At 67.7% G+C, this 20,612-nt stretch carries 19 protein-coding genes; 9 read left to right on the forward strand and 10 right to left on the reverse strand.

Annotated elements, in window-relative coordinates:
- Positions 1-75: 75 nt before the first annotated feature.
- Positions 76-969 (forward strand): LysR family transcriptional regulator, encoded by an 894-nt coding sequence (locus tag AC0J42_RS15945; protein WP_473002381.1) that lies wholly within the window; start codon positions 76-78, stop codon positions 967-969.
- 95 nt (positions 970-1,064) lie between these two features.
- On the opposite strand, the gene AC0J42_RS15950 is transcribed toward AC0J42_RS15945, so the two are convergent.
- Complete coding sequence (locus tag AC0J42_RS15950) at positions 1,065-1,265, reverse strand: hypothetical protein (protein WP_416424548.1); 201 nt, start codon at positions 1,263-1,265, stop codon at positions 1,065-1,067.
- Positions 1,266-1,454: 189 nt separating this feature from the next.
- On the opposite strand from AC0J42_RS15950, the gene AC0J42_RS15955 reads away from it, so the two are divergent.
- Positions 1,455-3,338 carry a methyl-accepting chemotaxis protein gene (locus tag AC0J42_RS15955; protein WP_473002383.1) on the forward strand — a complete coding sequence of 628 codons (1,884 nt, stop codon included), beginning with the start codon at positions 1,455-1,457 and terminating at the stop codon, positions 3,336-3,338.
- A gap of 90 nt (positions 3,339-3,428) precedes the next feature.
- Here AC0J42_RS15955 and AC0J42_RS15960 read toward each other — a convergent pair whose 3' ends face one another.
- The 7 genes from AC0J42_RS15960 to AC0J42_RS15990 form a co-directional block, all read right to left on the reverse strand.
- Positions 3,429-4,439, reverse strand: a complete 1,011-nt coding sequence (locus tag AC0J42_RS15960; protein WP_473002385.1) for an aldo/keto reductase — start codon at positions 4,437-4,439, stop codon at positions 3,429-3,431.
- A gap of 122 nt (positions 4,440-4,561) precedes the next feature.
- Entirely contained in the window at positions 4,562-5,341 is a 780-nt protein-coding gene (locus AC0J42_RS15965) for a carboxymuconolactone decarboxylase family protein (protein ID WP_473002386.1), read from the reverse strand.
- Positions 5,338-5,817: a (R)-mandelonitrile lyase gene (locus tag AC0J42_RS15970; protein WP_473002388.1), complete on the reverse strand. Its 480-nt coding sequence runs from the start codon at positions 5,815-5,817 to the stop codon at positions 5,338-5,340. Before AC0J42_RS15970 ends, AC0J42_RS15965 begins: the two co-directional genes overlap by 4 nt.
- Positions 5,818-5,834: 17 nt before the next feature.
- Entirely contained in the window at positions 5,835-6,548 is a 714-nt protein-coding gene (locus AC0J42_RS15975; protein WP_473002389.1) for a carboxymuconolactone decarboxylase family protein, read from the reverse strand.
- Positions 6,549-6,563: 15 nt separating this feature from the next.
- A complete protein-coding gene (locus AC0J42_RS15980; RefSeq protein WP_473002391.1) occupies positions 6,564-7,328 on the reverse strand; it encodes an SDR family NAD(P)-dependent oxidoreductase in 765 nt (254 codons plus the stop codon).
- Between the two features lie 24 nt (positions 7,329-7,352).
- Positions 7,353-8,570, reverse strand: a complete 1,218-nt coding sequence (locus AC0J42_RS15985) for a multidrug effflux MFS transporter (protein ID WP_473002392.1) — start codon at positions 8,568-8,570, stop codon at positions 7,353-7,355.
- A 171-nt stretch (positions 8,571-8,741) separates the two neighbouring features.
- Entirely contained in the window at positions 8,742-10,412 is a 1,671-nt protein-coding gene (locus AC0J42_RS15990; RefSeq protein WP_473002393.1) for an NAD-dependent malic enzyme, read from the reverse strand.
- A 247-nt stretch (positions 10,413-10,659) separates the two neighbouring features.
- Here AC0J42_RS15990 and crcB point away from each other — a divergent pair, with 247 nt between their 5' ends.
- Together crcB and AC0J42_RS16000 are read left to right on the forward strand one after the other, a co-directional pair.
- On the forward strand, positions 10,660-11,037 hold the full coding sequence (gene crcB, locus AC0J42_RS15995) for a fluoride efflux transporter CrcB (protein ID WP_416424557.1): 378 nt from the start codon (positions 10,660-10,662) through the stop codon (positions 11,035-11,037).
- Positions 11,038-11,196: 159 nt separating this feature from the next.
- A complete protein-coding gene (locus AC0J42_RS16000; protein WP_416424558.1) occupies positions 11,197-11,418 on the forward strand; it encodes a co-regulatory protein PtrA N-terminal domain-containing protein in 222 nt (73 codons plus the stop codon).
- A gap of 65 nt (positions 11,419-11,483) precedes the next feature.
- Here the strand turns inward: AC0J42_RS16000 and AC0J42_RS16005 are convergent, their stop codons facing one another.
- Positions 11,484-12,623, reverse strand: coding sequence for a glutathione-independent formaldehyde dehydrogenase (locus tag AC0J42_RS16005; RefSeq protein WP_473002394.1), 1,140 nt, complete (start codon positions 12,621-12,623; stop codon positions 11,484-11,486).
- Between the two features lie 230 nt (positions 12,624-12,853).
- On the opposite strand from AC0J42_RS16005, the gene AC0J42_RS16010 reads away from it, so the two are divergent.
- Positions 12,854-13,711: an SDR family oxidoreductase gene (locus AC0J42_RS16010; protein ID WP_473002395.1), complete on the forward strand. Its 858-nt coding sequence runs from the start codon at positions 12,854-12,856 to the stop codon at positions 13,709-13,711.
- Positions 13,712-13,738: 27 nt separating this feature from the next.
- Positions 13,739-13,903: a hypothetical protein gene (locus AC0J42_RS16015; protein WP_416424561.1), complete on the forward strand. Its 165-nt coding sequence runs from the start codon at positions 13,739-13,741 to the stop codon at positions 13,901-13,903.
- 75 nt (positions 13,904-13,978) lie between these two features.
- Here the strand turns inward: AC0J42_RS16015 and AC0J42_RS16020 are convergent, their stop codons facing one another.
- The gene (locus AC0J42_RS16020) at positions 13,979-14,656 is read right to left on the reverse strand and encodes a response regulator transcription factor (protein WP_473002396.1); all 678 of its coding nucleotides are present in this window, start codon (positions 14,654-14,656) and stop codon (positions 13,979-13,981) included.
- A gap of 273 nt (positions 14,657-14,929) precedes the next feature.
- On the opposite strand from AC0J42_RS16020, the gene AC0J42_RS16025 reads away from it, so the two are divergent.
- From AC0J42_RS16025 to AC0J42_RS16035, 3 genes are read left to right on the forward strand one after another with little or no spacing between them, the layout of a single operon-like run.
- Positions 14,930-16,363 (forward strand): TolC family protein, encoded by a 1,434-nt coding sequence (locus AC0J42_RS16025; protein ID WP_473002397.1) that lies wholly within the window; start codon positions 14,930-14,932, stop codon positions 16,361-16,363.
- A complete protein-coding gene (locus tag AC0J42_RS16030; protein WP_473002398.1) occupies positions 16,360-17,448 on the forward strand; it encodes an efflux RND transporter periplasmic adaptor subunit in 1,089 nt (362 codons plus the stop codon). Before AC0J42_RS16025 ends, AC0J42_RS16030 begins: the two co-directional genes overlap by 4 nt.
- Positions 17,445-20,516 (forward strand): efflux RND transporter permease subunit, encoded by a 3,072-nt coding sequence (locus AC0J42_RS16035; RefSeq protein WP_473002399.1) that lies wholly within the window; start codon positions 17,445-17,447, stop codon positions 20,514-20,516. Before AC0J42_RS16030 ends, AC0J42_RS16035 begins: the two co-directional genes overlap by 4 nt.
- The last annotated feature ends 96 nt before the right edge of the window (positions 20,517-20,612 follow it).

The following is a 20,612-nucleotide window of genomic DNA, read 5'->3' on the forward strand; positions in this document are numbered from 1 at the left end:
TAGGATGGCGGGGATCCTGGGAAAAACAGGCCAACCGTCCCGTCTAACCGGACAAAATGTCCGCAAAGGGTGCTTATGGAAAGCCTCAGCGGCCTGACCGCTTTCGTCCGCGCCGCCGAGCTGCGCAGCTTCGTCGCTGCCGCCCAGCGCCTGGAAATCTCCGCCTCGGCAGTGGGCAAGAGCATTGCCCGGCTGGAAGAGAGCCTGGGCGTGCGCCTGCTTAACCGCAGCACCCGGCACATCAGCCTCACCGAGGCCGGCGAGCTGTTCTACGCCCGCTGCAGCCGCGTGGTGGCAGAACTGGAGGAGGCCCAGGCCGAGCTGTCACGGCAACGCGAAGTGCCCCGCGGCCGGCTGCGCATCAGCCTGCCAGCGCTGGGCTATCGCATGCTATTGCCGATCCTGCCCGAGTTCACCCGCCGCTACCCCGAGATCGAGCTGGACCTGGACTTCAGCGACCGCATGGTCGACGTCATCGCCGAGGGCATGGACGCCGTGATCCGCAGCGGCGACGTCCTCGACTCGCGCCTGAGGGCTCGCACCCTGGGGGCCTTCCGCCTGATCCTGGTGGGCGCGCCCGGCTATTTCGCCACGCGCGGCATCCCCACCACGCCGGAACAACTGCGCGACCATGCCTGCCTGTTCTACCGCTTCCACAGCAACGGCCAGCTGCAGCCCTGGACCTTCGAGGGCCGCGCAGGCCTGCCGCCACTGGAGCTGCCGGGCACCTTGACCTTCAACAACGTCGAGGCGCTGATCGGCGCGGCCGTGGGCGGCTTGGGGGTGGCCTACCTGCCGGACTTCGCCGTGGGGCAGTACCTGCGCGACGGCAGCCTGGTGAGCATTCTCGATGAGCGCCTGGTGGCCGGCGGCACGTTTTCGCTGCTGTGGCCGGGCAGCCGGCAGCCGTTGCCCAAGCTGCGCGTTTTCATCGATTTTCTCGCCGAGCATCTGGTACTGGGCCCCTAACCGCAGCCCCGTAGCAGCTGCCGAAGGCTGCGTCCGGCGGCGTGCCTGTTGAATCGCGCTGGCCAGGACGCAGCCTGCGGCAGCTGCTACGGGCGTCAGTGGGGTTCCTGCGCCACCCGGCAGCCCTTGCGGTTGCGAATTTCCTCGTCGGTGGGCCGCACCGGGTCAAAGCGGAACGTGCGGTCGGAGTACACCTCCAGCCAGCCCCAGTCGCAGGTGCTCTCGTCCTGCCCGGGCGCAGGCGGCCGTGCCCACCAGGGTTCGCGGCTGATCAGGGTGCGAGGGGCAGGCTTCATGGTCGATTCCTCGTGCAGATGCGTACCTGCAAGCATAGACCTCGCACATCGCCCGCAAATTCGCCACTGAAACCGGTTACAAAAAGTCTGACCAGTGGCCTTCAGTCCTGCCTGGGGATGCCGATAGCTTCCTAACGAACCCCTGAATGCGCTTCGCGTTCACGTTCGCACTGCCAAGCAAGGTGCTCTATGAAGTTGACCCTAGGAAAAAAACTGGCCCTGTCGGCCAGCGTCGCGCTGCTGTTGGTCGGCTGCAGCCTGACCGCACTGCACTACGTGGAAAGCCGCGACAACATTGAAACCGGCATTGCCCAACAGGTGAGCAACACCGGCAAGGTGTTCGCCGCCAACGTCAATTACTGGCTGACCAGCAAGCAGATGGCCATGGCCTCGGTGGTGGCCGGCGCCAGTGACGACACGCTGCTGGCACAGCTGCAGCAGGCCAAGGTCTCCGGCGGTTTCGACAACGTGTTCCTGGCCCGCCCCGACGGCAGCCAGATCAACGCCAACGGCGCCACCCTGCCACCCGACAACAACGACCCGCGCAAGTGGAAGTGGTACCAACAGGCCCTGCTGGCACCGGGCGAGGTGTACTTCTCGACGCCGTCGGTGGCCGCCGCCACGCAAAGCTACGTGCTGTCCCTGGGCAAGGTGCTGGCGCGCAACGGCAGCACCCTGGGGGTGCTGGGCGCCGACGTCAGCATGGGCGAGATCCTCGGCCAGCTGAAACAGATCAAGCTGCCGGGCAACGGCTCGGCGTTCTTCGTCGACCACGACGGCATCATCCTCGGCCATAACGATAAAAACGCCCTGGACAAGCCGGTCGACAGCCTATACCCCGCCCTCACCAGCACGACCCTGCAGTCGCTGGCGGCCAGCGATGGCGAGAAGTTCCTGATCGATGACAAGGGCGAGCGCCTGTACGTGATGCCTATCGAACACCAGCACGAAAAGCTGGTGCTGGTGCTGGACAACGACGTGCTGCTGGCCCCGCTGCACCGCAGCCTGTGGGTGGCCCTGGGCACCCTGGTGGTGATCCTGGTGCTGTCGCTGTTGGTGGTCAACGCCCTGTGCGTGTGGCTGCTGCGCCCGCTGGGCGCCATGTCCCGTGGCCTGCAGGTGATCGCCAGCGGCGACGGCGACCTGACCCAGCGCATCGCCCAACAGTCCGACGACGAGGTGGGCGACCTGGGCCGGCACTTCAACCAGTTCGTCGGCAGCCTGCACACCCTGATCGGCCACGTGCGCCACCAGGCGGTGGAGATCGGCCAGGAGTCCACCAGCGTGCTCAACCGCAGCAGCGACGCGGCCCAGAGCCTGGAGCGCCTGCAACAGGAACTGACCCTGGTGGCCACCGCCGTCACCGAAATGGCTTCTGCCACCCAGGAAATCGCCGGCAACGCCGAACGCACCGCGGTGTCGGCACAGCAGTCGTCGGTCAGCAGCCTGAAAGGCCTGGAACTGGTGCGCAAGACCCAGGGCTCGATCGTCGACCTGTCCAGCGAAATCAGCGCTGCCACCCGGGTGGTCAACGAGCTGAGCGAGTACTCGCAGTCCATCACCAGCGTGCTCACCAGCATCCAGAGCGTGGCCGAGCAGACCAACCTGCTGGCCCTCAACGCGGCCATCGAAGCGGCCCGCGCCGGCGAGCACGGCCGTGGCTTCGCGGTGGTGGCCGACGAGGTGCGCATGCTGTCCCAGCGTACCCAGGAGTCGACCAAGTCGATCCAGGCCACGGTCAGCAACATCCAGCGCATCACCGACGACGCCGTGGAACGCATGGCCAACAGCACCGGCCTGGCCGAACGCAGCGTCGCCGACGCCCAGCAGGCCTACGCTTCGCTCGAGGAGATCACCGAGGCGGCCAGCGAGATCTCCGGCATGTCCCAGCAGATCGCCTCCGCCGCCGAGGAACAGTCCTCGGTGACTGAGGAAATCACCCGCAACGTGGTCACCATCAAGACCCTGGGCGAGGACCTGGTGGAAGGCTCGCTGGACGCCGAGAAACAGTCGCGGTCGCTGCAGGAACATGCCAGCGACCTGAACGGCAAGGTGGCGCGGTTTATTCTTTGACCGCGGCGCCTGGGGACGCGGCCTGCGGCCGCTGCTACACCCGCTTTGGGTAGCAGCTGCCGCAGGCTGCGTCCGGCCCCGACGCAATCTTTACCGCACGCAGCGCCCTTCCACCGGGTAATTAGGGTCGGTAAAGCCATGGGTCGACGCATGCCCTGGCACCACCAGGCTGTCCACCAATTGCTCGTCGTCCGGCCCCAATTCAAGCGCCAGCGCCTGCATGTAGCTGTCCCAATGGGCCTCGGTCCGCGGCCCGGCGATGGCGGCGCTGACCAGCTGATTTTTCAACACCCAGGCAATCGCAAAGGCAATCGAGGTGGTGCCCCGCGCCGCCGCGTGGTCGGCGATGGCCTGGGCCACGCGCAACGACTCGGGGCGCCATTCGGTCTGCTGGATGCGCTTGTCGCCACGGCCCGCGCGGGAATCGGCGGCCGGCGGCGTATCAACGCCATATTTACCGCTTAATACGCCACGGGCCAGCGGGCTGTAGGGCACCACGCCAATGCCGTAGTTGCCGGCCACCGGCAACTGCTCGACCTCGGCGCCACGGGTGACGATGTTGTACACCGGCTGGCTCACGGTAGGCCGCTGGATGCCCAGGGCATCAGCGATACGCACCATCTCGGCAATGCGCCAGGCGTGGAAGTTGGACACGCCGTAGTAGCGGATCTTGCCCTGGCGAATCAGGTCCTCTACCGCGCGCAGCCCCTCCTCCATCGGCGCATCGGTGAGGGTGCGGTGGAAGTACAGGATGTCGATGAAGTCGGTGCCCATGCGCTTCAGCACGCCTTCCACGTTCTGCATGATCCACTTGCGCGACTGGCCCTGCTCGTTGGGCCCGGCGGTGGCGGACGACGGGTAGCCGAACTTGGTGGCCACCACCCAGCGGTCGCGCTGTTCGGCGATGGCCCGGCCGATGATCTGCTCGGAGCGGCCGGCGTGGTAGGCGTCAGCGGTGTCGATAAAGTTCACCCCGGCGGCAGCGGCCTTGTCGATGATGCGGCGTGAGGTGGGCTCGTCGGTCTCGCCGCCGAACATCATGGCGCCCAGGCACAGGGGCGAGACTTTCAGGGCGCTGCGGCCCAGGTAGCGGTAATTCATGAATAGACGTCCTCAAGCGTTGAAACGGTGCGCCACGCAAGCCGTGGCGCGTTTGATAGCATGCTAACCAAACAGCTGGTCATGATTAAGGTGGGACAACGGGATGCAGTCATGAGCCCTTCTCATGAGTCCCCGTGGGCTGGCTGCCGGCTGGCAAACACGCCGTTGACCACCGGCACCGCCGTGAACACGTTCGGCCACCCGGCGTAGAACGCCAGCTGCGTGAGCATTTCCGCGGCCTGCAGCTGGGTCAGGCCGTTGTCCATGGCGCGGTTCAGGTGGGCCGCCAATTGCCCCATCTGACCGTTGGCGATCAACGCACTGACAGTGACCAGGCTCCGATCCCGGGGGGCCAGCCCGGGCCGCAGCCACAGGTCATGGAACAGCGCCGAACCGGTGTACTGCACCAGGCCAGGCGACACCGGCCCTGCCAGCTTGTCGACATAGGCGGCCCGAGCCTGTTCAGCAGCCTGGTCCAGCGGCAGCAACGGCGGTGACACCGGCGGCAGTTGCGCAGCAGTGATCCCGCGGCTGGCGAACACCTGCCGGGCGACCGGGATCGCCGCCGTGGCGGTGCCCCAACCGCTGTAGAACGCCAGGTGGTTGATGGTCTCCGACAACTCGGCAGGGGTGACGCCGTTGTCCAGCGCCAGGTTCAACTGCACAGCCAGCTCCGCCGGCTGGTTGCGCGCAATCAGCGCCGCCACGGTCACCAGGCTGCGGTCGCGGGGCGACAGGCCGGGGCGCCGCCACACCTCGCCCAGCAGCGCCTGGGTGTTGTGGGCGAGCGCCGGTGATACGGCGCGTACATCGTCCAGGCTGGGGCCTTGGGGCTTGTCGTGAGCGGCACAGGCCGACAGCAACAGTGACAGGGCGGTGGCGGCCACCTTCAAGCGCTTCATCGCGAGGCCTCGTATTGCGCGTCCGTCACCGGCTCCAGCCACTCCACGCTCTTGCCGCCCTGGGCCTCCTGGACGGCGATGTGGGTCATGCCGGTAGTCGCCGTGGCGCCGTGCCAATGCTTAACGCCGGGCGGCGTCCAGATCACGTCGCCGGGCTTGATCACCTGCTTCAGCCCGCCCTCCTGTTGAATCCAGCCAGTGCCGGCGGTGACCACAAGGGTCTGCCCCATGGGGTGGGTGTGCCAGGCTGAGCGGGCACCCGGCTGGAACGTCACCGCCCCCGCCGACACCGTGGACGGCGCGCGCGCCGCGAACAGCGGGTCGATGCGCGCGTTGCCGACGAAATTGCCCGGCGCGCCCATGATCGCAGGCTGCTCGCCGTTCCTGACGATGCTCATGTTCTGCTCATCGGAGCTTTCAGCGGCCAGGGCCGCCGTGCAGGTCATCATCGCGGTCAGTAACGTCAGTGCTCTCATGATTCACTCCTGCGGTCTCAGTGGCGGCTGGCAAACACATCCTTGAACACCGGCATGGCCGAGAACACGTTCGGCCAGCCGGCGTGGAACGCCAGTTGGGTCAGCAGTTCGCCCGCCTGGGCCTGGGTCAGGCCGTTGTCCATGGCGCGGTTGAGGTGGTAGGTCACCTGGGCCACCTGCCCGGCGCACACCAGCGCCGTCACCGTCACCAGGCTGCGGTCGCGCGGCGCCAGGGCCGGGCGCAACCACAGGTCGAGGAACAGGCAGTCGGTGGTGTGCTTGACCACGCCTGGGGCTACCTCGCCGAAGTTGGCGTTGACGGCGGTGGCGCGCTGGCGCTCGGCGGCTTCGTCCAGCGGCAGCGGCTCGCAGGCCACCGGCGGCAGGTCGGCGGCAGCCACCCCGTGCCGGGCGAACACTGCCTTGGCCGGGAGTACCGCCGCCAGGGCATTGCCCCAGCCTGCATAGAACGCCAGGTGGGTGATGACCTCGGAGATCTCCGCCGGCTTGACGCCATGCTGCAAGGCCTGTTCAAGGGCCGGTTGCAGCTGCACCGCATGGTTGCGGGCAATGGCGGCGGCCAGGGTGACCAGGCTGCGGTCGCGCGGGTTGAGGTCGGTGTTGCGCCAGAGCGTGCCCTGCACCAGGGTCGCGGTGAAATGGCGCAGCGCAGGCGCCACGCTTTCGAGGTCGTCCAGCGATGGCTGGCAATCGGTGTGTTGCGGGTTCATGTTCACTGCCTCTGATCAACGCATGATGAAGCCGCCGTCCACCGAGATGGACTGGCCGGTGACGTAGCTGGCACGGCGACTGCTGAGCCACAGCACCGCGTCGGCGATTTCTTCGGGGCGGCCGTGGCGGGCCATGGGGATGCTCTTGACCATCCCTTCCAGGGCTTCGCCCTGCCCGCTCGCCACCATCTGGTCGGCCATGGGCGTCCAGATCAGGCCCGGGCACACGGCGTTCACGCGGATGTTGCGCGCCGCGTATTCCAGCGCCGCGCTCTTGGTCAGGCCGAGCACGCCGTGCTTGGCCGCGTGGTAGTTGGCGCGCTCGGCGCCGCCCACCAGGCCGCCCAGGGACGAGCAGTTGACGATGCTGCCGCTGCCCTGCGCGCGCATGTGCTGCAGCTGGAACTTCATGCAGGCCCACACGCCGCGCAGGTTCACCGCCATCACCCGGTCGTAGTCCTCGACGCTGGCGTCGGCGGTTTCGGCGAGCAGGTTCTGGATGCCGGCGTTGTTGAACGCAGCGTCCAGCCGGCCCAGTTCGGCGACGGTCTGCTGGACCATCGCCTCGACCTGGGCGATGTCGGCCACGTCGCACTCGATGGCGATGGCCTTGTGGCCCGCGGCGTTCAGCTGCTCGGCGACGGCGCGGGCGGCCTCGCCGTGCCTGTCGGCCAGGGCCACGGCGGCGCCTGCCGCGGCAAACGCCTTGGCGGTGGCCAGGCCAATGCCGGAGGCCGCGCCGGTGACCAGGGCCACCTGATTGTCAAAGTCGAGCGTCATGGAAGTTACCTCTGTTGGAGTGGATCAATGAGTTGTGGCGGTGCGCAAGACCCAGGCCGCGCTGGCCACGCAGCCCACGCCGCACAGCGCCAGCACCGCGCCCATGGGCCATGGCGTGCCGTCGGCGAACAGCGCCACCAGGGCCGAGCCGAGGATGCCCGCGCCGTATTGCATGGCCCCGGCCAGGGCCGAGGCGGAGCCGGCGAACTGGCCGGCGCCATTCAGCGCACCCGCCACCGAGTTGGCCACCACGAAGCCGGTGGACGAGGCGAACAGGAAGCAGCCCAGCACCAGCAGCGGCAGCCCGCCGAAGCCCGCCCAGGTGTTGATGGCGACCAGCAGCCCGGCCGCACCAGCCATCAACGCGCCCACCATCAGCAAGTGGTCGCTGTGGTAGTGCGCAAGCAGCCGGGCGTTGGCCAGGTTGGTGGCCATGACGCCGACGATGCCGGCGGCGAACAGCAGCCCGTAGAGCTGCGCGGGCACGTGGTGGTAGCCGATGTAGGCAAACGGCGAGCCGGCGATGTAGGCGAAGGTGCCGGCGTAGAAGAACCCGCCGGTGGCGGCGTAGGCGAGAAAGCGCGGGTTGCGCAGCAGCGCGCCGTAGCGGGCGACGATCGTCCCCAGCGAGGCCGGGGCGCGGCGCAACGCCGGCAGGGTCTCGGGCAACAGCAGCAGGCTGGCCAACGTCAGCAGGCCGACCAGCACCAGCACCCAGAAAATCGCCTGCCACGAGGCCAGGTGCAGGATCTGCCCGCCCAGCGTTGGGCCGGCCAGCGGCGCGATGGCCATGATGGTCATCAGTGTCGACATCTTCTGCGCCGCCGCGCGCCCCTGGTACAGGTCGCGCACCATGGCACGGGCCAGCACCACGTTGGCACAGGCGCCCACGGCCTGCACCACGCGCCAGCCGATCATGGCGTGGCCGTCGGCGGCCAGGGCGCAGCCGGCCGAGCCGGTGATGAACAGCACCAGGCCCAGCGCCACCGGCAGGCGCCGGCCGAAACGGTCGCTGAACGGCCCCCAGAACAACTGGCCCAGGCTGAAGCCGATCAGGTAGCCACTCACGGTCAATTCCAGGGTGCCACTGTCGGCGTGCAGCGCCTGGGCCATCACCGGCATGGCCGGCAGGTAGAGGTCGGTGGAAATCGAGGCGAAGGCCAGCAGCGCACTGAGGATCAGCAGCGTGCGCAAGCCGTGGTTGGCTGAGTCGGCAGTGGCGATGGCGGCCAATGGGCGCATGGGGGCTCCGTGGTGGTGTGGGTGCCGTGAATGCGGCTCACACTACGCAACGGACGAAGGCCTGAGTACCGGGGGAAAACGGGATGATCTGATGAGTGATACTCATCAATGCAGGCGCCGGGGCACCTGGCCGGGGTAGCCGCTGCCCGGGGCAGCGGCTACTTCGTGGGCTCAGCGGCGCTTGTACTGGCGGTACACCGGCCGCCAGAACTGCGCCTCGATGGCCGCCTTCAGGCTCGCGTCATCCTGCGGCACGGCCACGCCATCGGCCTGCGCCGCCTTGGCCACGGCGAAGGCGATGCGCTGGCTGACCGTCTGCACTTCGCGCAGCGCCGGCAACATCTGCCCTTCCCGCGCGCAATCGGCCAGCGCCTGGGCCGAGGCCATCAGCATGCCGTCGGTGATGCGCGTGGCCTGGCTGACGATGGCGCCCAGGCCGACGCCGGGGAAGATGTAGGAGTTGTTGCACTGAGCAATGGGGAACACCTTGCCCAGCACCTCCACCGGCAGGAACGGGCTGCCGGTGGCCACCAGCGCCTGGCCGTGGGTCCATTGCAGGATGTCCTTGGGGTGCGCCTCGATCTGCGAGGTGGGGTTGGACAGCGGCATGACGATGGGCTGCGGGCAGCCCTGGTGCAGGGTTTCGATGATCTGCTGGGTGAACAGGCCGGCCTTGCCCGACACGCCAATCAGCACGCTGGGGCGGGCATTGCTGACCACCTCCTGCAACGACGGCCAGTCACCGGCGTACTGCCAGCCCGCCAGGCTGTCGCTGTGGTGGGCCAGCCGCGCCTGGAAGTCGTAGAGGCCGGCCTGGCGGTCGGTGAGCAGGCCCTTGCTGTTGATCAGGAACACCTGCCGCCGGGCCTGGGCCTCGCTCACCCCTTCCAGCTGCATGGCGGCGATGATCTGCTCGGCAATGCCGCAGCCGGCGGAGCCGGCGCCGACGAACGCCACCACCTGGTCCGCCAGGCGCTGGCCCTTGACCTTGCACGCTGCCAGCAGGGTGCCGACGGTGACGGCGGCGGTGCCCTGGATGTCATCGTTGAAACAGCACAGCTGGTCGCGGAAACGGTCCAGCAGCGGCATGGCCTGGGCCAGCGCGAAGTCCTCGAACTGCACGATCGCCTTGGGCCAGCGGCGCTTCACGCCGTCGATGAAGGCCTGGACGAAATCGTCGTAGGCCTGGCCGCGCACCCGCTCGTGGCGCAGGCCGAAGTACAGCGGGTCGGCCAGGCGCTCGGGGTTGTTGGTGCCCACATCCAGCACCACCGGCAGGGTGTGCGCCGGGCTGATGCCACCGCAGGCGGTGTACAGCGACAGCTTGCCGATGGGAATGCCCATGCCGCCGACGCCCTGGTCACCCAGGCCGAGGATGCGCTCGCAGTCGCTGACGACGATGACCTTGACGTTGTCCTTGGTGACGTTGTTGAGGATCTCATCGATGCGCTGGGCGTCGTCGATGCTGATGAACAGGCCGCGGTGGCTGCGGTAGATGCGCGAGAACTCCTGGCACGCCTTGCCCACCGTGGGCGTGTAGATGATCGGCAGCATGCGGTCCAGGTGGTCGTCTACCAGCTTGTAGAACAGGGTCTCGTTGAAGTCCTGGATGGAGCGCAGCAGCACGTGCTTTTCAAGGTCGGTGGAGCACCCCTCGAACTGCGCGAAGGCGCGGCGCGCCTGCTCGTCGATGGTCTCTACCTGGGCGGGCAGCAGGCCCTGCAAGCCCAGTTCGGCGCGCTCCTGTGCGGTGAAGGCGGTGCCCTTGTTGAGCAGCGGCGTACCCAAAAGCGTGGGGCCGGCGAACGGCACCAGCAAGGGGCGTCTGGCTTGATCGGTCATGGTGAGCACTCCTTCTAAGGCAGGTGTGAAAAATGGCTGTGCAGCACCATAAGGTAGTCGATCTGGCGAACGCTGCTACCCAACCCCCCGTAGCAGCTGCCGCAGGCGGCGTCCGGGCCCACCGCGGTGTGCCAGGAAAAGCGCGGCGCCCTGGACGCGGCCTACGACCGCTGCTACAGAAGCCCTCAGCTGCCGCAGGCGGCGTCATTGCGCTACAGTCAAACCTCGCCCCTGCGGACACCTGCGCATGTACAGTTCCTTCCTCGCCGTCGCCATCGGCGGCGCCATTGGCTGCCTGGGCCGATGGCTGCTGGCAATCAAGCTCAACGGGCTGTTCCCCAACCTGCCCCTGGGCACCTTGCTGGTAAACCTTGTCGGCGGCTTCATCATCGGCATGGCCATGGCCTTGTTCATGCGCGCCCCCAACCTCGACCCTGCGTTGAAACTGCTGATCACCACAGGCTTTTGCGGCGGCCTGACGACCTTTTCAACCTTCTCGGCCGAAGTGCTGTTCATGCTCCAGGAAGGCCGCCTGGGGTGGGCGGCGGCGACCGTCAGCGCCCACGTGCTGGGGTCGCTGTTGATGACGTTCCTGGGCTACGGGCTGGTGGCACGGTTGGCCTAGCTTGCCTGCCTAGCTGCAACGGCTCACCCTGCACCTGGGCGTGCGAACGCCATCCCACCTGTCAAATTGTTTAGGCGCCGGCGAAATCGTTGAAAGGCCCCTGGCCGCATTCTCTCTTCACCGGGCCACAACGGCCCGCCAAATACAGTGGAGAGAATCATGAAAATCTTGAAAATGCTGGTACTGGCAGGTCTGATGGGCAGTTCGGTTGCAGCCATGGCCGAAGGCGGCGGTGACATCGTCGCGGCCCGCATGGATGCCGCGCGTGACCACGCCATGGCGCACTACGAGCAGGTGCAGGACCAACAGCGCGCCGTGGCCGCGGCCCACGACCAGGCGCAACAGCAACAGGCGCCGCAATCGGCCAAGTCGGGCAGCTGATGGTGCCTGCCCGCACTGCAACGCCCCCTGGGGCCAGTACGTTCCAGGGGGCGGACGTCGTCCGGTCAGGCGGCCGGCTTGAGCACTACCTTGGTCCAGCCCTGGTCCCGCGCATCGAAATGCCCATAGGCGGCAGGCCCATCGGCCAAGGGGAGCCGATGCGAAATGATCTGCGACGGTGATGCGCGGCCATGGTGGATCAGCTCCGCCAACCGACGGTTGTAGGCCTTGACGTTGGCCTGGCCCGTGCGAATCTGCTGCCCCTTGAACCAGAACGCGCCGAAGTCGAAGGCCATCTTGCCTTCCTTCGCCAATTCGCTCTTGGCGCCGGGGTCCTGCGGCACGAACACCCCTACCACGCCGATGCCGCCCGTGGCTTTGGTGGAGGCCACCAGGTTGTTCATGGTCAAGTGGTTGGCCTCGTGGCCGTGACGATCACAACACTGGTAGCCCACGCATTCGCAACCGCGGTCGGTGCCTTTGCCATGGGTGAGGTTGAGAATCTGGTCGACCGCTGCCTGTTCCAGCGCATTGATGGGGGTGGCGCCCATCTGCGCGGCCAACTGCAGGCGGTCGGGGTGGCTGTCGACCACGAACACCTGGGATGCGCCCTTGATCAACGCCGAATGGGCGGCCATCAATCCCACCGGGCCGGCGCCGTAAATGGCGATGCTTTCGCCCGGCAGCAGGCCGGCCAATTCGGTGGCGTGCCAGCCAGTGGGAAAGATGTCCGACAGCATCACATAGTCGTCCTCACGCTCCTGGGCGTCCTCGGGCAGCACCAGGCAGTTGAAGTCGGCGTACGGCACGCGCAGCAGCTCGGCCTGGCCACCCTGGTACGGGCCCATCTCGGCAAAGCCGTACGCTGCGCCGGCGTTGCCGGGGTTGGCAGTGAGGCAGAAGCCGGTGAGGCCTTTCTCGCAGTTCTCGCAGAAGCCGCAGCCGATGTTGAACGGCAGGCACACGCGGTCGCCAACCTTGATGCGGTCCACGCCCTGCCCCACCTCGATCACTTCGCCGAGGTTCTCGTGGCCGAACACCCGGCCGGTCTCGAACGAGGTGCGGCCTTCGTACATGTGCAGGTCAGAGCCGCAGATGTTGGTGGTGGTGATACGCACCAGGGCGTCGGTGGGTTTCTCGATACGGGCATCAGGGACGTTTTGCACGCTGACGTCGCGTGGGCCGTTGTAGACGATGGCTTTCATGGTGTTCTCCGTTGGCATGGCTGAACAATTGACTCGCTTACGGGAATCAGGCCAACGCGGCACGGCCATCGTTTCAATGGATCACGCCAGCAGCAGACGAAAGGCGGCGTCCGGCAGCCCCGCCTATCCCAGTCACACCGCTCGTCGCGCCAATCCACGATCCAACTCAACCTTCACCTTCGCGCCGGTATCTCAACCACAGGCCTGTTCAATCATCAGGAGAGCCGAACATGCGCGACTACCCCAGACCGCCCTTCCCCCGCCAACCCCAGGCCGTGCCCGGTTCACAACGGCAGATGGACCCCACGCCCGACTGCGGCGAGCAGAGCTACAAGGGCAGCGGCAGGCTGGTGGGCAAGATCGCCCTGGTGACCGGTGCCGACAGCGGCATCGGCCGCGCCGTGGCCATCGCTTTTGCCCGGGAAGGCGCAGACGTCGCCGTGGCCTATCTGGATGAACACGAAGACGCCCACGAGACTGCGCGCTGGGTCGAAGCCGCAGGCCGGCAATGCCTGCTGCTGCCCGGTGACCTGGCGCAGAAAAGCGTGTGCCGGCAATTGGTCGATGACACCGTGGCGCGCTTCGGCCGCATCGACGTGCTGGTGAACAACGCGGCCTTCCAGATGACCCACGAGCGCTTCGAAGACATCACCGACGACGAATGGCTGAAGACCTTCGATATCAACATCACCGCCATGTTTCGCCTGTGCCAGGCCGCCGTGCCACACATGGCGGCGGGCAGCGCGATCATCAACACCAGCTCGGTGAATTCCGACACGCCCAAGCCCACCCTGCTGGCCTACGCGACCACCAAGGGCGCCATCGCCAACTTCAGCGCCGGCCTGGCGCAACTGCTGGGCGAACGCGGGATACGGGTCAACAGCGTGGCACCGGGGCCGATCTGGACACCGCTGATCGTCGCCACCATGCCCGATGAGGAAGTCACCCAATTCGGTGCGCAGACGCCGCTGGGCCGCCCTGGCCAGCCGGTGGAAGTGGCGCCGATCTACGTGCTGCTGGCCTCGGACGAGGGCAGCTACATCTCCGGCACCCGCTATGGGGTTACCGGCGGTAAGCCGATTCTGTGACCCCCTGTTCACAAAGGAGCAAACCTGATGAGCCAGCCCAAAGACACCCGACCTGACGCCACCGCCACGCAACCGCCCGGCGAAGTGGAGCGCGACAACGACGCCCACCGCTCCAGCAAGCCTGGCCAGCCCAACCGCGAGTCCACGGCCCAGTCCACGGCGCAGAAGGCCCAGCCGAAACCGCGCCCGTAACCGCGTGGGCCGCTGACGCCACGGTGCCCGTAGCAGCGGCCGCAGGCCGCGTCCGAGTACGCCGCGCTTGTCCCGTCAGGCGCTTCGACACATCAGTTGATACCCCACGCCATGCAGGGTGTGGATCAGCGGCGTATAGCACGGCTTGTCCACCGCACGGCGCAGCAGGTGGACATTGCTTCTCAACGTATCACTGCTGCGCGGCGCGCCTTCCCAGACCGCGTCCAGCATTTCCTGCCGGGACACCACGGCGGGGCTCTTGCGCATCAACAGCTCCAGCAGGTGCAGCGAGGTGGGGTTGAGGTCTATGGCCTGCTCGCCGCGCCTGACGTGCAGGGTGTCCAGGTCGTACGTCAGGTCGTGGACCTCCAGCACCCGGGTGTGCAGGCGCGCCATGCGCCGGGTGATGGCTGTCAGGCGCGCCACCAGCTCGCTGGGCTCCAGTGGCCCGGCCAGGTAATCGTCCGCGCCCAGCTTGAAGCCGCGCAGCACTTCGCCCAGGTCCCGGGCCTGGGCAACGATGACGAACGGCAGATGCGCGCGCCCCGCCCCGCGCAGCCGCTCGCAGGCCTGGTAGCCATCTATGCCGGGCAATTGCGCGTTGAATACGAGCGCATCGTACGGCTGGGTCACCGCCAGGTGCAGCCCGGTCAGCCCGTCGCCCACGCAGGTGGCCTGGTGGCCGTGCAGGCGCAGGTAATTACTGATGATGAGTCGTGTCTGTGTGTCGTGTTCTGCAACCAATACGTGCATCCGTGCCCCTCCCTTGATCACCCCCGCAGGCTTTGAACAATCCCTCCTGCGATCGGTTTGTCGACAAAACATTGCCGTTCCTGACTACCTTCGAAGCCTAGCACAACGCCACTGACGCTTTGCACCCTGCCACCGCTGCCCCTACGCAAATAAAAAACCGCGCAGCGACAAGTACTTATCACCTGTCAAAAAGTTTACCCAGCGGCGAACTCGGCGCCATTGACGCTCGTTCAGGATGCCCGGCAGCGATCCCAATAAAGCGAACGACACCTTATGCATCGGACCCTGCCCGCCCTCACCCGCGCGGCCCTGCTCACCGCGGCGGGCTGCCTGCTGTCGGCCTGCGCCGTGTACCACGCAAGTCCCCTGGGGGCCGGCGACGACCACCCCACCCTGCCCGCCAGCGCCACCCGCGTGGAGGTCGACGCCCACGCCCTGGGCCTGCCACCCCTGCCCGCGCACCGTTTCGCCGCTGCCCAGGGCCTGGACATGACCGACATCGCCACCCTGGCCGTGCTCAACAACCCGGACCTGAAGCTGGCCCGCAGCGACCTGGCCATCGCCAAGGCCCAGGCGTTCGACGCCGGCCTGCTGCCCGACCCGCAGCTCACGGCAATCCAGGACTGGACCCGGCCGCACATCAGCGGCGCCTCCTCGGACTACACCGCCGGCCTGAGCATCGACGTGATGAAGATCATCACCCGCGGCGCCAACAAGGCCGCCGCCGACGCCACGGTGCGCAAGACCGACCTGGGCATGCTGTGGCAGGAATGGCAGCTGGTGGCCCAGGCGCGCATCCTGTTCCTCAAGGCGCAGCTGCAGGACACCACCGTACCGCTGCTGACCCGCCAGCGTGACCTGAACCTGGCCCGCTTGCAGGCCATGAGCCAGGGCGCCCGTCAGCGCGACATCACCGGCGACGCCCTGGGCGTGGCGCAGCTGGCGTACCAGGACAGCCAGACCGCCCTGGCCGACGCCCAGCGCGCCGCCTCCCAGACCCGCCACGACCTCAACGCCCTGCTGGGCCTGGCGCCCGACGTCCAGCTCAAGCTGCTGCCCCGCGAGCCCCTGGGCGACGCCGCCTTTGCCCAGGCGATCGCCGCCAGCATCGCCCTGACCCACCAGGACCTGGGCCAACTGGCCAGCCGCCGGCCCGACCTGCTGGCCCTGAAACAGGGCTACCTGGCCCAGGAAAACAAGTACCGCGCCGCCGTGCTCAACCAGTTCCCCACCTTCCAGTTCGGCGTGCAGCAGGCCCGCGACACCTCCTACGTGAAGACCCAGGGCTACACCCTGACCCTGTCGCTGCCGGTGTTCAACCGCAACCGCGGGGTGATTGCCATCGAGAAGGCCACCCGCGAGCGCCTGCACGTGGAGTACTTCAACCGGGTCAACAGCGCCTACGCCGACGTCGACCGCCTGCGCGCCGATATCCAGCTGCTGGCTGCGCAGGTCGACACCCTGCAACACGCCCTGCCCGACTTCGACAGCCTGGCGGCCGCCACCGAGCGGGCCTATGCCCTGCACGCAGTGACCATCGGCACCTACACCGACACGCAGAACTCGCTGCTGGCCCGCGACATCGCCGTGGCCACCACCCAGGAGGCCCTGGCCGAACAGCGCGTGGCCCTGCAGGCGCTGATGGGCGCCGACATTCCTCAACCCTATGCCAGCAAGCCCCTGGCCGTTGGAGTAACCGCACCATGACGCTTCGCCCCCTCGGCCCCCTGACCGTGGCCGTGCTGTCGCTGGCCATCCTGCAAGCCCGCGCCGCTGATGAACCGGTGGCCACGGTGCAGGCCGTGCGTACCCAGCAAGGGCCGGTCAGCTCGCTGCTGCGCGGCTACGGCGTGGTCGGCACCACCGCCTCGCTCACCCAGTCCATCAGCCTGCCTTACCTGGCCCGCGTCACCCGCCTGCGGGTCAGCCCCGGCCAGGTGGTGCACCAGCACGACCCGCTGCTGGAAATAAGCGCCGACCCCGCTGCCGTACTGGCCTCGGCCCAGGCGCGCACCGCGGTGAATGACGCCCGCGCCGAACAGGCGCGGGTCAAGGCGCAGTTCGACCTGCGCCTGGCCACCGCCTCGCAACTGGCGGTGGCGCAGAAGGCCGTGGCCGATGCCCAGCAGGCGCTGGACGCACAACAGGCCACCGGCGCCCGCCCCGGCACCCAGGTGATCACCGCGCCCCGCGACGGCACCGTGCTGCAGATCAGCGCCGCCCAGGGCGACCAGGTGGCCGCCGGCACCGCGCTGATGCTGCTCAGCCAGCCGTCCGGGCCCGCCGCCCAGGCCAACTTCTATTTCGGCATCGAGCCGGCCGACGCCGCGCAGCTGCACAAGGGCGACGCCCTTACCGTCACGGCCGTGGCCAGCAACCTGGCCGCCAGCGCCCAGGGTTCGGTGACCAGCCTGGGGCACTCGATCGACGCCACCAGCCAGCTGGTGACGATAGGCGCCAACGTCGCCCTGCAGAACGCCAGCCTGATGCCCGGCATGCACGTCAGCGTCGAGGTGCGCACCCAGCCCAAAATTTTGTGGCAAGTGCCCGCCGCCGCCCTGCTGGGCCAGCCGGACACCTACCTGTTCCAGGTCGCCCAGGGCCATGCCCGGCGGGTGGCGGTCAAGGTGCTGGCCGACGACGGCCAGCAGCTGGGCGTCGACGGTGCGCTGGACGCCAGCCAACCGGTGGTCACCGTCGGCAGCGCGCAGCTGGCCGATGGCATGGCCGTGCAGCTGGAGACCGGCGCCGCCACCTCGTCCACCTCCGCCACGGGGGCAGCCGCGCAGTGACCTCGCCTATCGATAACCCGCGCCAACCCTGGATGCAACGGCACACCCGCTCGCTGTTGTTCATGATCGCCCTGCTGGTGGTGGTGGGCGTGCTCAGCGCCCTGCAGCTGCCGACGTCACTGTTCCCCGACATCCAGTTCCCCCGGGCCCAGGTGTCGCTGGACAACGGCGACCGCCCCGCCGAGCAGATGGCCACCCTGGTGACCATGCCCGCCGAGGAAGCCCTGCGCAAAGTGCCCAACGTGCGCGGGGTGGAGTCCACCACCAGCCGTGGCGCCGCCGATATCTCGGTGAACTTCGACTGGGGCACCGACATGTACCAGGCCACCTTGCAGTTGCAGACGGCCTTGACCGAGGCCGCCTCGCAGCTGCCGCCGGGTACCAACTTCACCGTGCGGCGCATGGACCCCACGGTGTTCCCGGTGATCGCCTACAGCCTGACCTCGAAAAACCAGTCGCTGGCCGCCTTGCACGACCTGGCCCAACTGCAACTGCGGCCGCTGTTGTCGTCCATCGAGGGCGTGGCCAAGGTGGATGTGGCCGGCGGCGAGCAGGATGAAATCGAAGTAGAGATCGACCCGCTCGCCCTGGCGGCCCACCACCTGAGCCCGGCGGACGTTACCAGGGCCATTGCCGCCAGCAACACCCTGACAGCCGCCGGCCGCATCGAAAGCCGCTACAAGCTGTACCTGCTGGTGGCCAACGCGCAGCTGACCAACCTTGCCGCCGTACAGAACGTGATTGTTGCCGGCGCCGGCACGCCGACGCCCATTCGCCTGGGCCAGGTGGCCAAGGTCAGCCTGGGCGCCACCCCGCAATGGGTGCGGGTGACCGCGGACGGCACCGACGCGGTGCTGATCAACGTCTACCAGCAGCCCGGCGCCAACAGCGTGACCATGGCCCGGCAGGTGCGCGACACCCTCGACGCGGCCAAGGCCCAGCTGCCGCCCGGGGTCACCATCGCCAACTGGTACGACCAGAGCGAGCTGGTGGTGGCGTCCCAGGGCAGCGTGCGCGATGCCATCCTGATCGGCGTGGTGCTGGCGGCGCTGACCCTGCTGGTGTTCCTGCGCAACTGGAAAATCACCGTCATCGCCATCGCCCTGGTGCCCACGGTGATGGCGCCGGTGATTCTGCTGCTGAAGCTGTTCGGCATGGGCTTCAACATCATGACCCTGGGCGGCATGGCGGCCGCAGTGGGCCTGGTGATCGACGATGGCATCGTGATGATCGAGCACATCATGCGTCGGGTGCGCGAAGGTGGCCGCAACGCGTTCGAGGGCAGCGTGATGCGCGCCGCCCAGGAGTTCACCCGGCCGCTGGTGGGCTCGTCCAGCGCCACCATCGTGATTTTCATTCCGCTGGCGTTCCTCAGCGGGGTCACCGGGGCGTTCTTCAAGGCGCTGTCGATCACCATGGCCAGCGCCCTGCTGATCTCCTTCCTGTTCACCTGGCTGGCGGTGCCGCTGGTGTGCAACAAATGGCTCACGGCCAGGGACGCCGAAGAGAAGGAAGGCCGCCTGGCCCATGCCGTGCAGCAGCGCTACCAGCGCCTGCTGGCGCGGGTGTCGGCGCGGCCGTGGTGGCTGCTGGTGGGTATCGTGCCGCTGGTGCTGGTGTCGCTGCTGGCGTTCTCGCGGGTGGGCAGTGGTTTCATGCCGGCCATGGACGAAGGCGGCTTCGTCCTCGACTACCACTCCACCCCCGGCACCTCGGTGTCGGAAACCGACCGCATGGTGCGCCAGGTGGAGACCATCCTGCGCCACAACCCCAACGTACTGACCTGGTCGCGGCGCACCGGCGCCGGCCTGGGTGGCGGCCTCAGCGAGCCGAACAAGGGCGATTTCTTCGTGCGGCTGAAGGCCGGCGATCGCCAGCCGATCGACGCGGTGATGACCCAGGTGCGCGCCGAGGTCGAACACAGCGTGCCGGGGCTGACCATTGAGCTGGCGCAGTTGATGGAAGACCTGATCGGCGACCTGACTGCCGTGCCACAGCCCATCCAGGTCAAGCTGTACGGCGACGACCCCGACCAGCTGGCGCACACCGCCCAGGCGGTGGCCCAGGCCATGGCCAAGGTGCAGGGTGTGGTGGACGTCAACGACGGCCTCAACCCGGCCGGCGACTCGCTGGAGTTGCAGGTGTCGCCCCAGGCCGCAGCGGCCGAGGGCGTCGACCCGCAGTTCGTCTCCCAGGCCGTGACCGAACTGGTGCAGGGCGTGGTCGCCACCAGCTTTACCCAGGGCAGCAAGACCGTGGGCATCCGCGTGCGCACCGCTGGCGCCATGGCCCTGGACGAGCAGCAACTGGCCAACCTGCAACTGCGCGCCCCGGACGGCCACCTGTTCCCGCTCAAGCGCGTGGCGCAGTTGGTGCCGGTGGTGGGTGAAAAGGAGATCTCGCGGGACAACCTGCGCCGGGTGGTCAGCGTGACTGCGCGCCTGGAGAACCGCGACCTGGGCTCCACCGTGGCCGACGTGCAGAAGCTGCTGGGCCAGCAGCACACCCTGCCCCGTGGCGTGACCTATGAGATGGGCGGCCTGTTCCAACAGCAGCAGATCGCCTTCCACGGCCTGATGCTGGTGTTCGGCGCCGCCACCGCGCTGGTGTTCGCCTTGCTGCTGTGGCTGTATGAGAGCTTCCTGATTGCCCTGGCGGTGATGCTGATGCCGCTGCTGGCCGCCGGCGCGGTGTTCATCGGCCTGTGGCTGACCGGCATCGAGCTGAACATCTCGGCGATGATGGGCATGACCATGATCATCGGCATCGTCACCGAGGTGGCCATCTTCTATATCTCGGAGCTGCAGACGCTGATGAAGGACGAAGGCCTGCCGCTGCACCAGGCGCTGCTGGAAGCCGGCGCCAACCGCCTGCGGCCGATCGCCATGACCACCATCGCCGCGACCCTGGCCCTGCTGCCGCTGGCAATTGCCCTGGGGGCTGGCTCGGCCATGCAGCAGCCGCTGGCCATCGCCATCATTTCAGGGCTGGTGGTGCAGATGCCGCTGGTGCTGGTGGCATTGCCGGCGTTGCTGCGGTTGTTGCTGCCGCCCGAGCAACGCCTGTAACGCAACCCCCGTAGCAGCGGCCGCTGGCCGCGTCATTAACGCCGCGGTGAACCTGACACACCGCGTGGGCCAGACGCAGCCTGCGGCAGCTGCTAC

The sequence above is a fragment of the Pseudomonas sp. Tav-5-1A genome (genome assembly GCF_055755055.1).

Bases quoted from the DNA above. Each gene is read 5' to 3' on its own strand.
- AC0J42_RS15945 (WP_473002381.1), top strand. From the start codon at position 76: ATGGAAAGCCTCAGCGGCCTGACCGCTTTCGTCCGCGCCGCCGAGCTG.
- AC0J42_RS15965 (WP_473002386.1), bottom strand. From the start codon at position 5,341: ATGAAGCGCTTGAAGGTGGCCGCCACCGCCCTGTCACTGTTGCTGTCG.
- AC0J42_RS15970 (WP_473002388.1), bottom strand. From the start codon at position 5,817: ATGAGAGCACTGACGTTACTGACCGCGATGATGACCTGCACGGCGGCC.
- AC0J42_RS16020 (WP_473002396.1), bottom strand. From the start codon at position 14,656: ATGCACGTATTGGTTGCAGAACACGACACACAGACACGACTCATCATC.
- crcB (WP_416424557.1), top strand. From the start codon at position 10,660: ATGTACAGTTCCTTCCTCGCCGTCGCCATCGGCGGCGCCATTGGCTGC.
- AC0J42_RS16010 (WP_473002395.1), top strand. From the start codon at position 12,854: ATGCGCGACTACCCCAGACCGCCCTTCCCCCGCCAACCCCAGGCCGTG.
- AC0J42_RS15960 (WP_473002385.1), bottom strand. From the start codon at position 4,439: ATGAATTACCGCTACCTGGGCCGCAGCGCCCTGAAAGTCTCGCCCCTG.
- AC0J42_RS15985 (WP_473002392.1), bottom strand. From the start codon at position 8,570: ATGCGCCCATTGGCCGCCATCGCCACTGCCGACTCAGCCAACCACGGC.
- AC0J42_RS15975 (WP_473002389.1), bottom strand. From the start codon at position 6,548: ATGAACCCGCAACACACCGATTGCCAGCCATCGCTGGACGACCTCGAA.
- AC0J42_RS15980 (WP_473002391.1), bottom strand. From the start codon at position 7,328: ATGACGCTCGACTTTGACAATCAGGTGGCCCTGGTCACCGGCGCGGCC.
- AC0J42_RS16005 (WP_473002394.1), bottom strand. From the start codon at position 12,623: ATGAAAGCCATCGTCTACAACGGCCCACGCGACGTCAGCGTGCAAAAC.
- AC0J42_RS15990 (WP_473002393.1), bottom strand. From the start codon at position 10,412: ATGACCGATCAAGCCAGACGCCCCTTGCTGGTGCCGTTCGCCGGCCCC.
- AC0J42_RS15950 (WP_416424548.1), bottom strand. From the start codon at position 1,265: ATGAAGCCTGCCCCTCGCACCCTGATCAGCCGCGAACCCTGGTGGGCA.
- AC0J42_RS16025 (WP_473002397.1), top strand. From the start codon at position 14,930: ATGCATCGGACCCTGCCCGCCCTCACCCGCGCGGCCCTGCTCACCGCG.
- AC0J42_RS16015 (WP_416424561.1), top strand. From the start codon at position 13,739: ATGAGCCAGCCCAAAGACACCCGACCTGACGCCACCGCCACGCAACCG.
- AC0J42_RS15955 (WP_473002383.1), top strand. From the start codon at position 1,455: ATGAAGTTGACCCTAGGAAAAAAACTGGCCCTGTCGGCCAGCGTCGCG.
- AC0J42_RS16000 (WP_416424558.1), top strand. From the start codon at position 11,197: ATGAAAATCTTGAAAATGCTGGTACTGGCAGGTCTGATGGGCAGTTCG.
- AC0J42_RS16030 (WP_473002398.1), top strand. From the start codon at position 16,360: ATGACGCTTCGCCCCCTCGGCCCCCTGACCGTGGCCGTGCTGTCGCTG.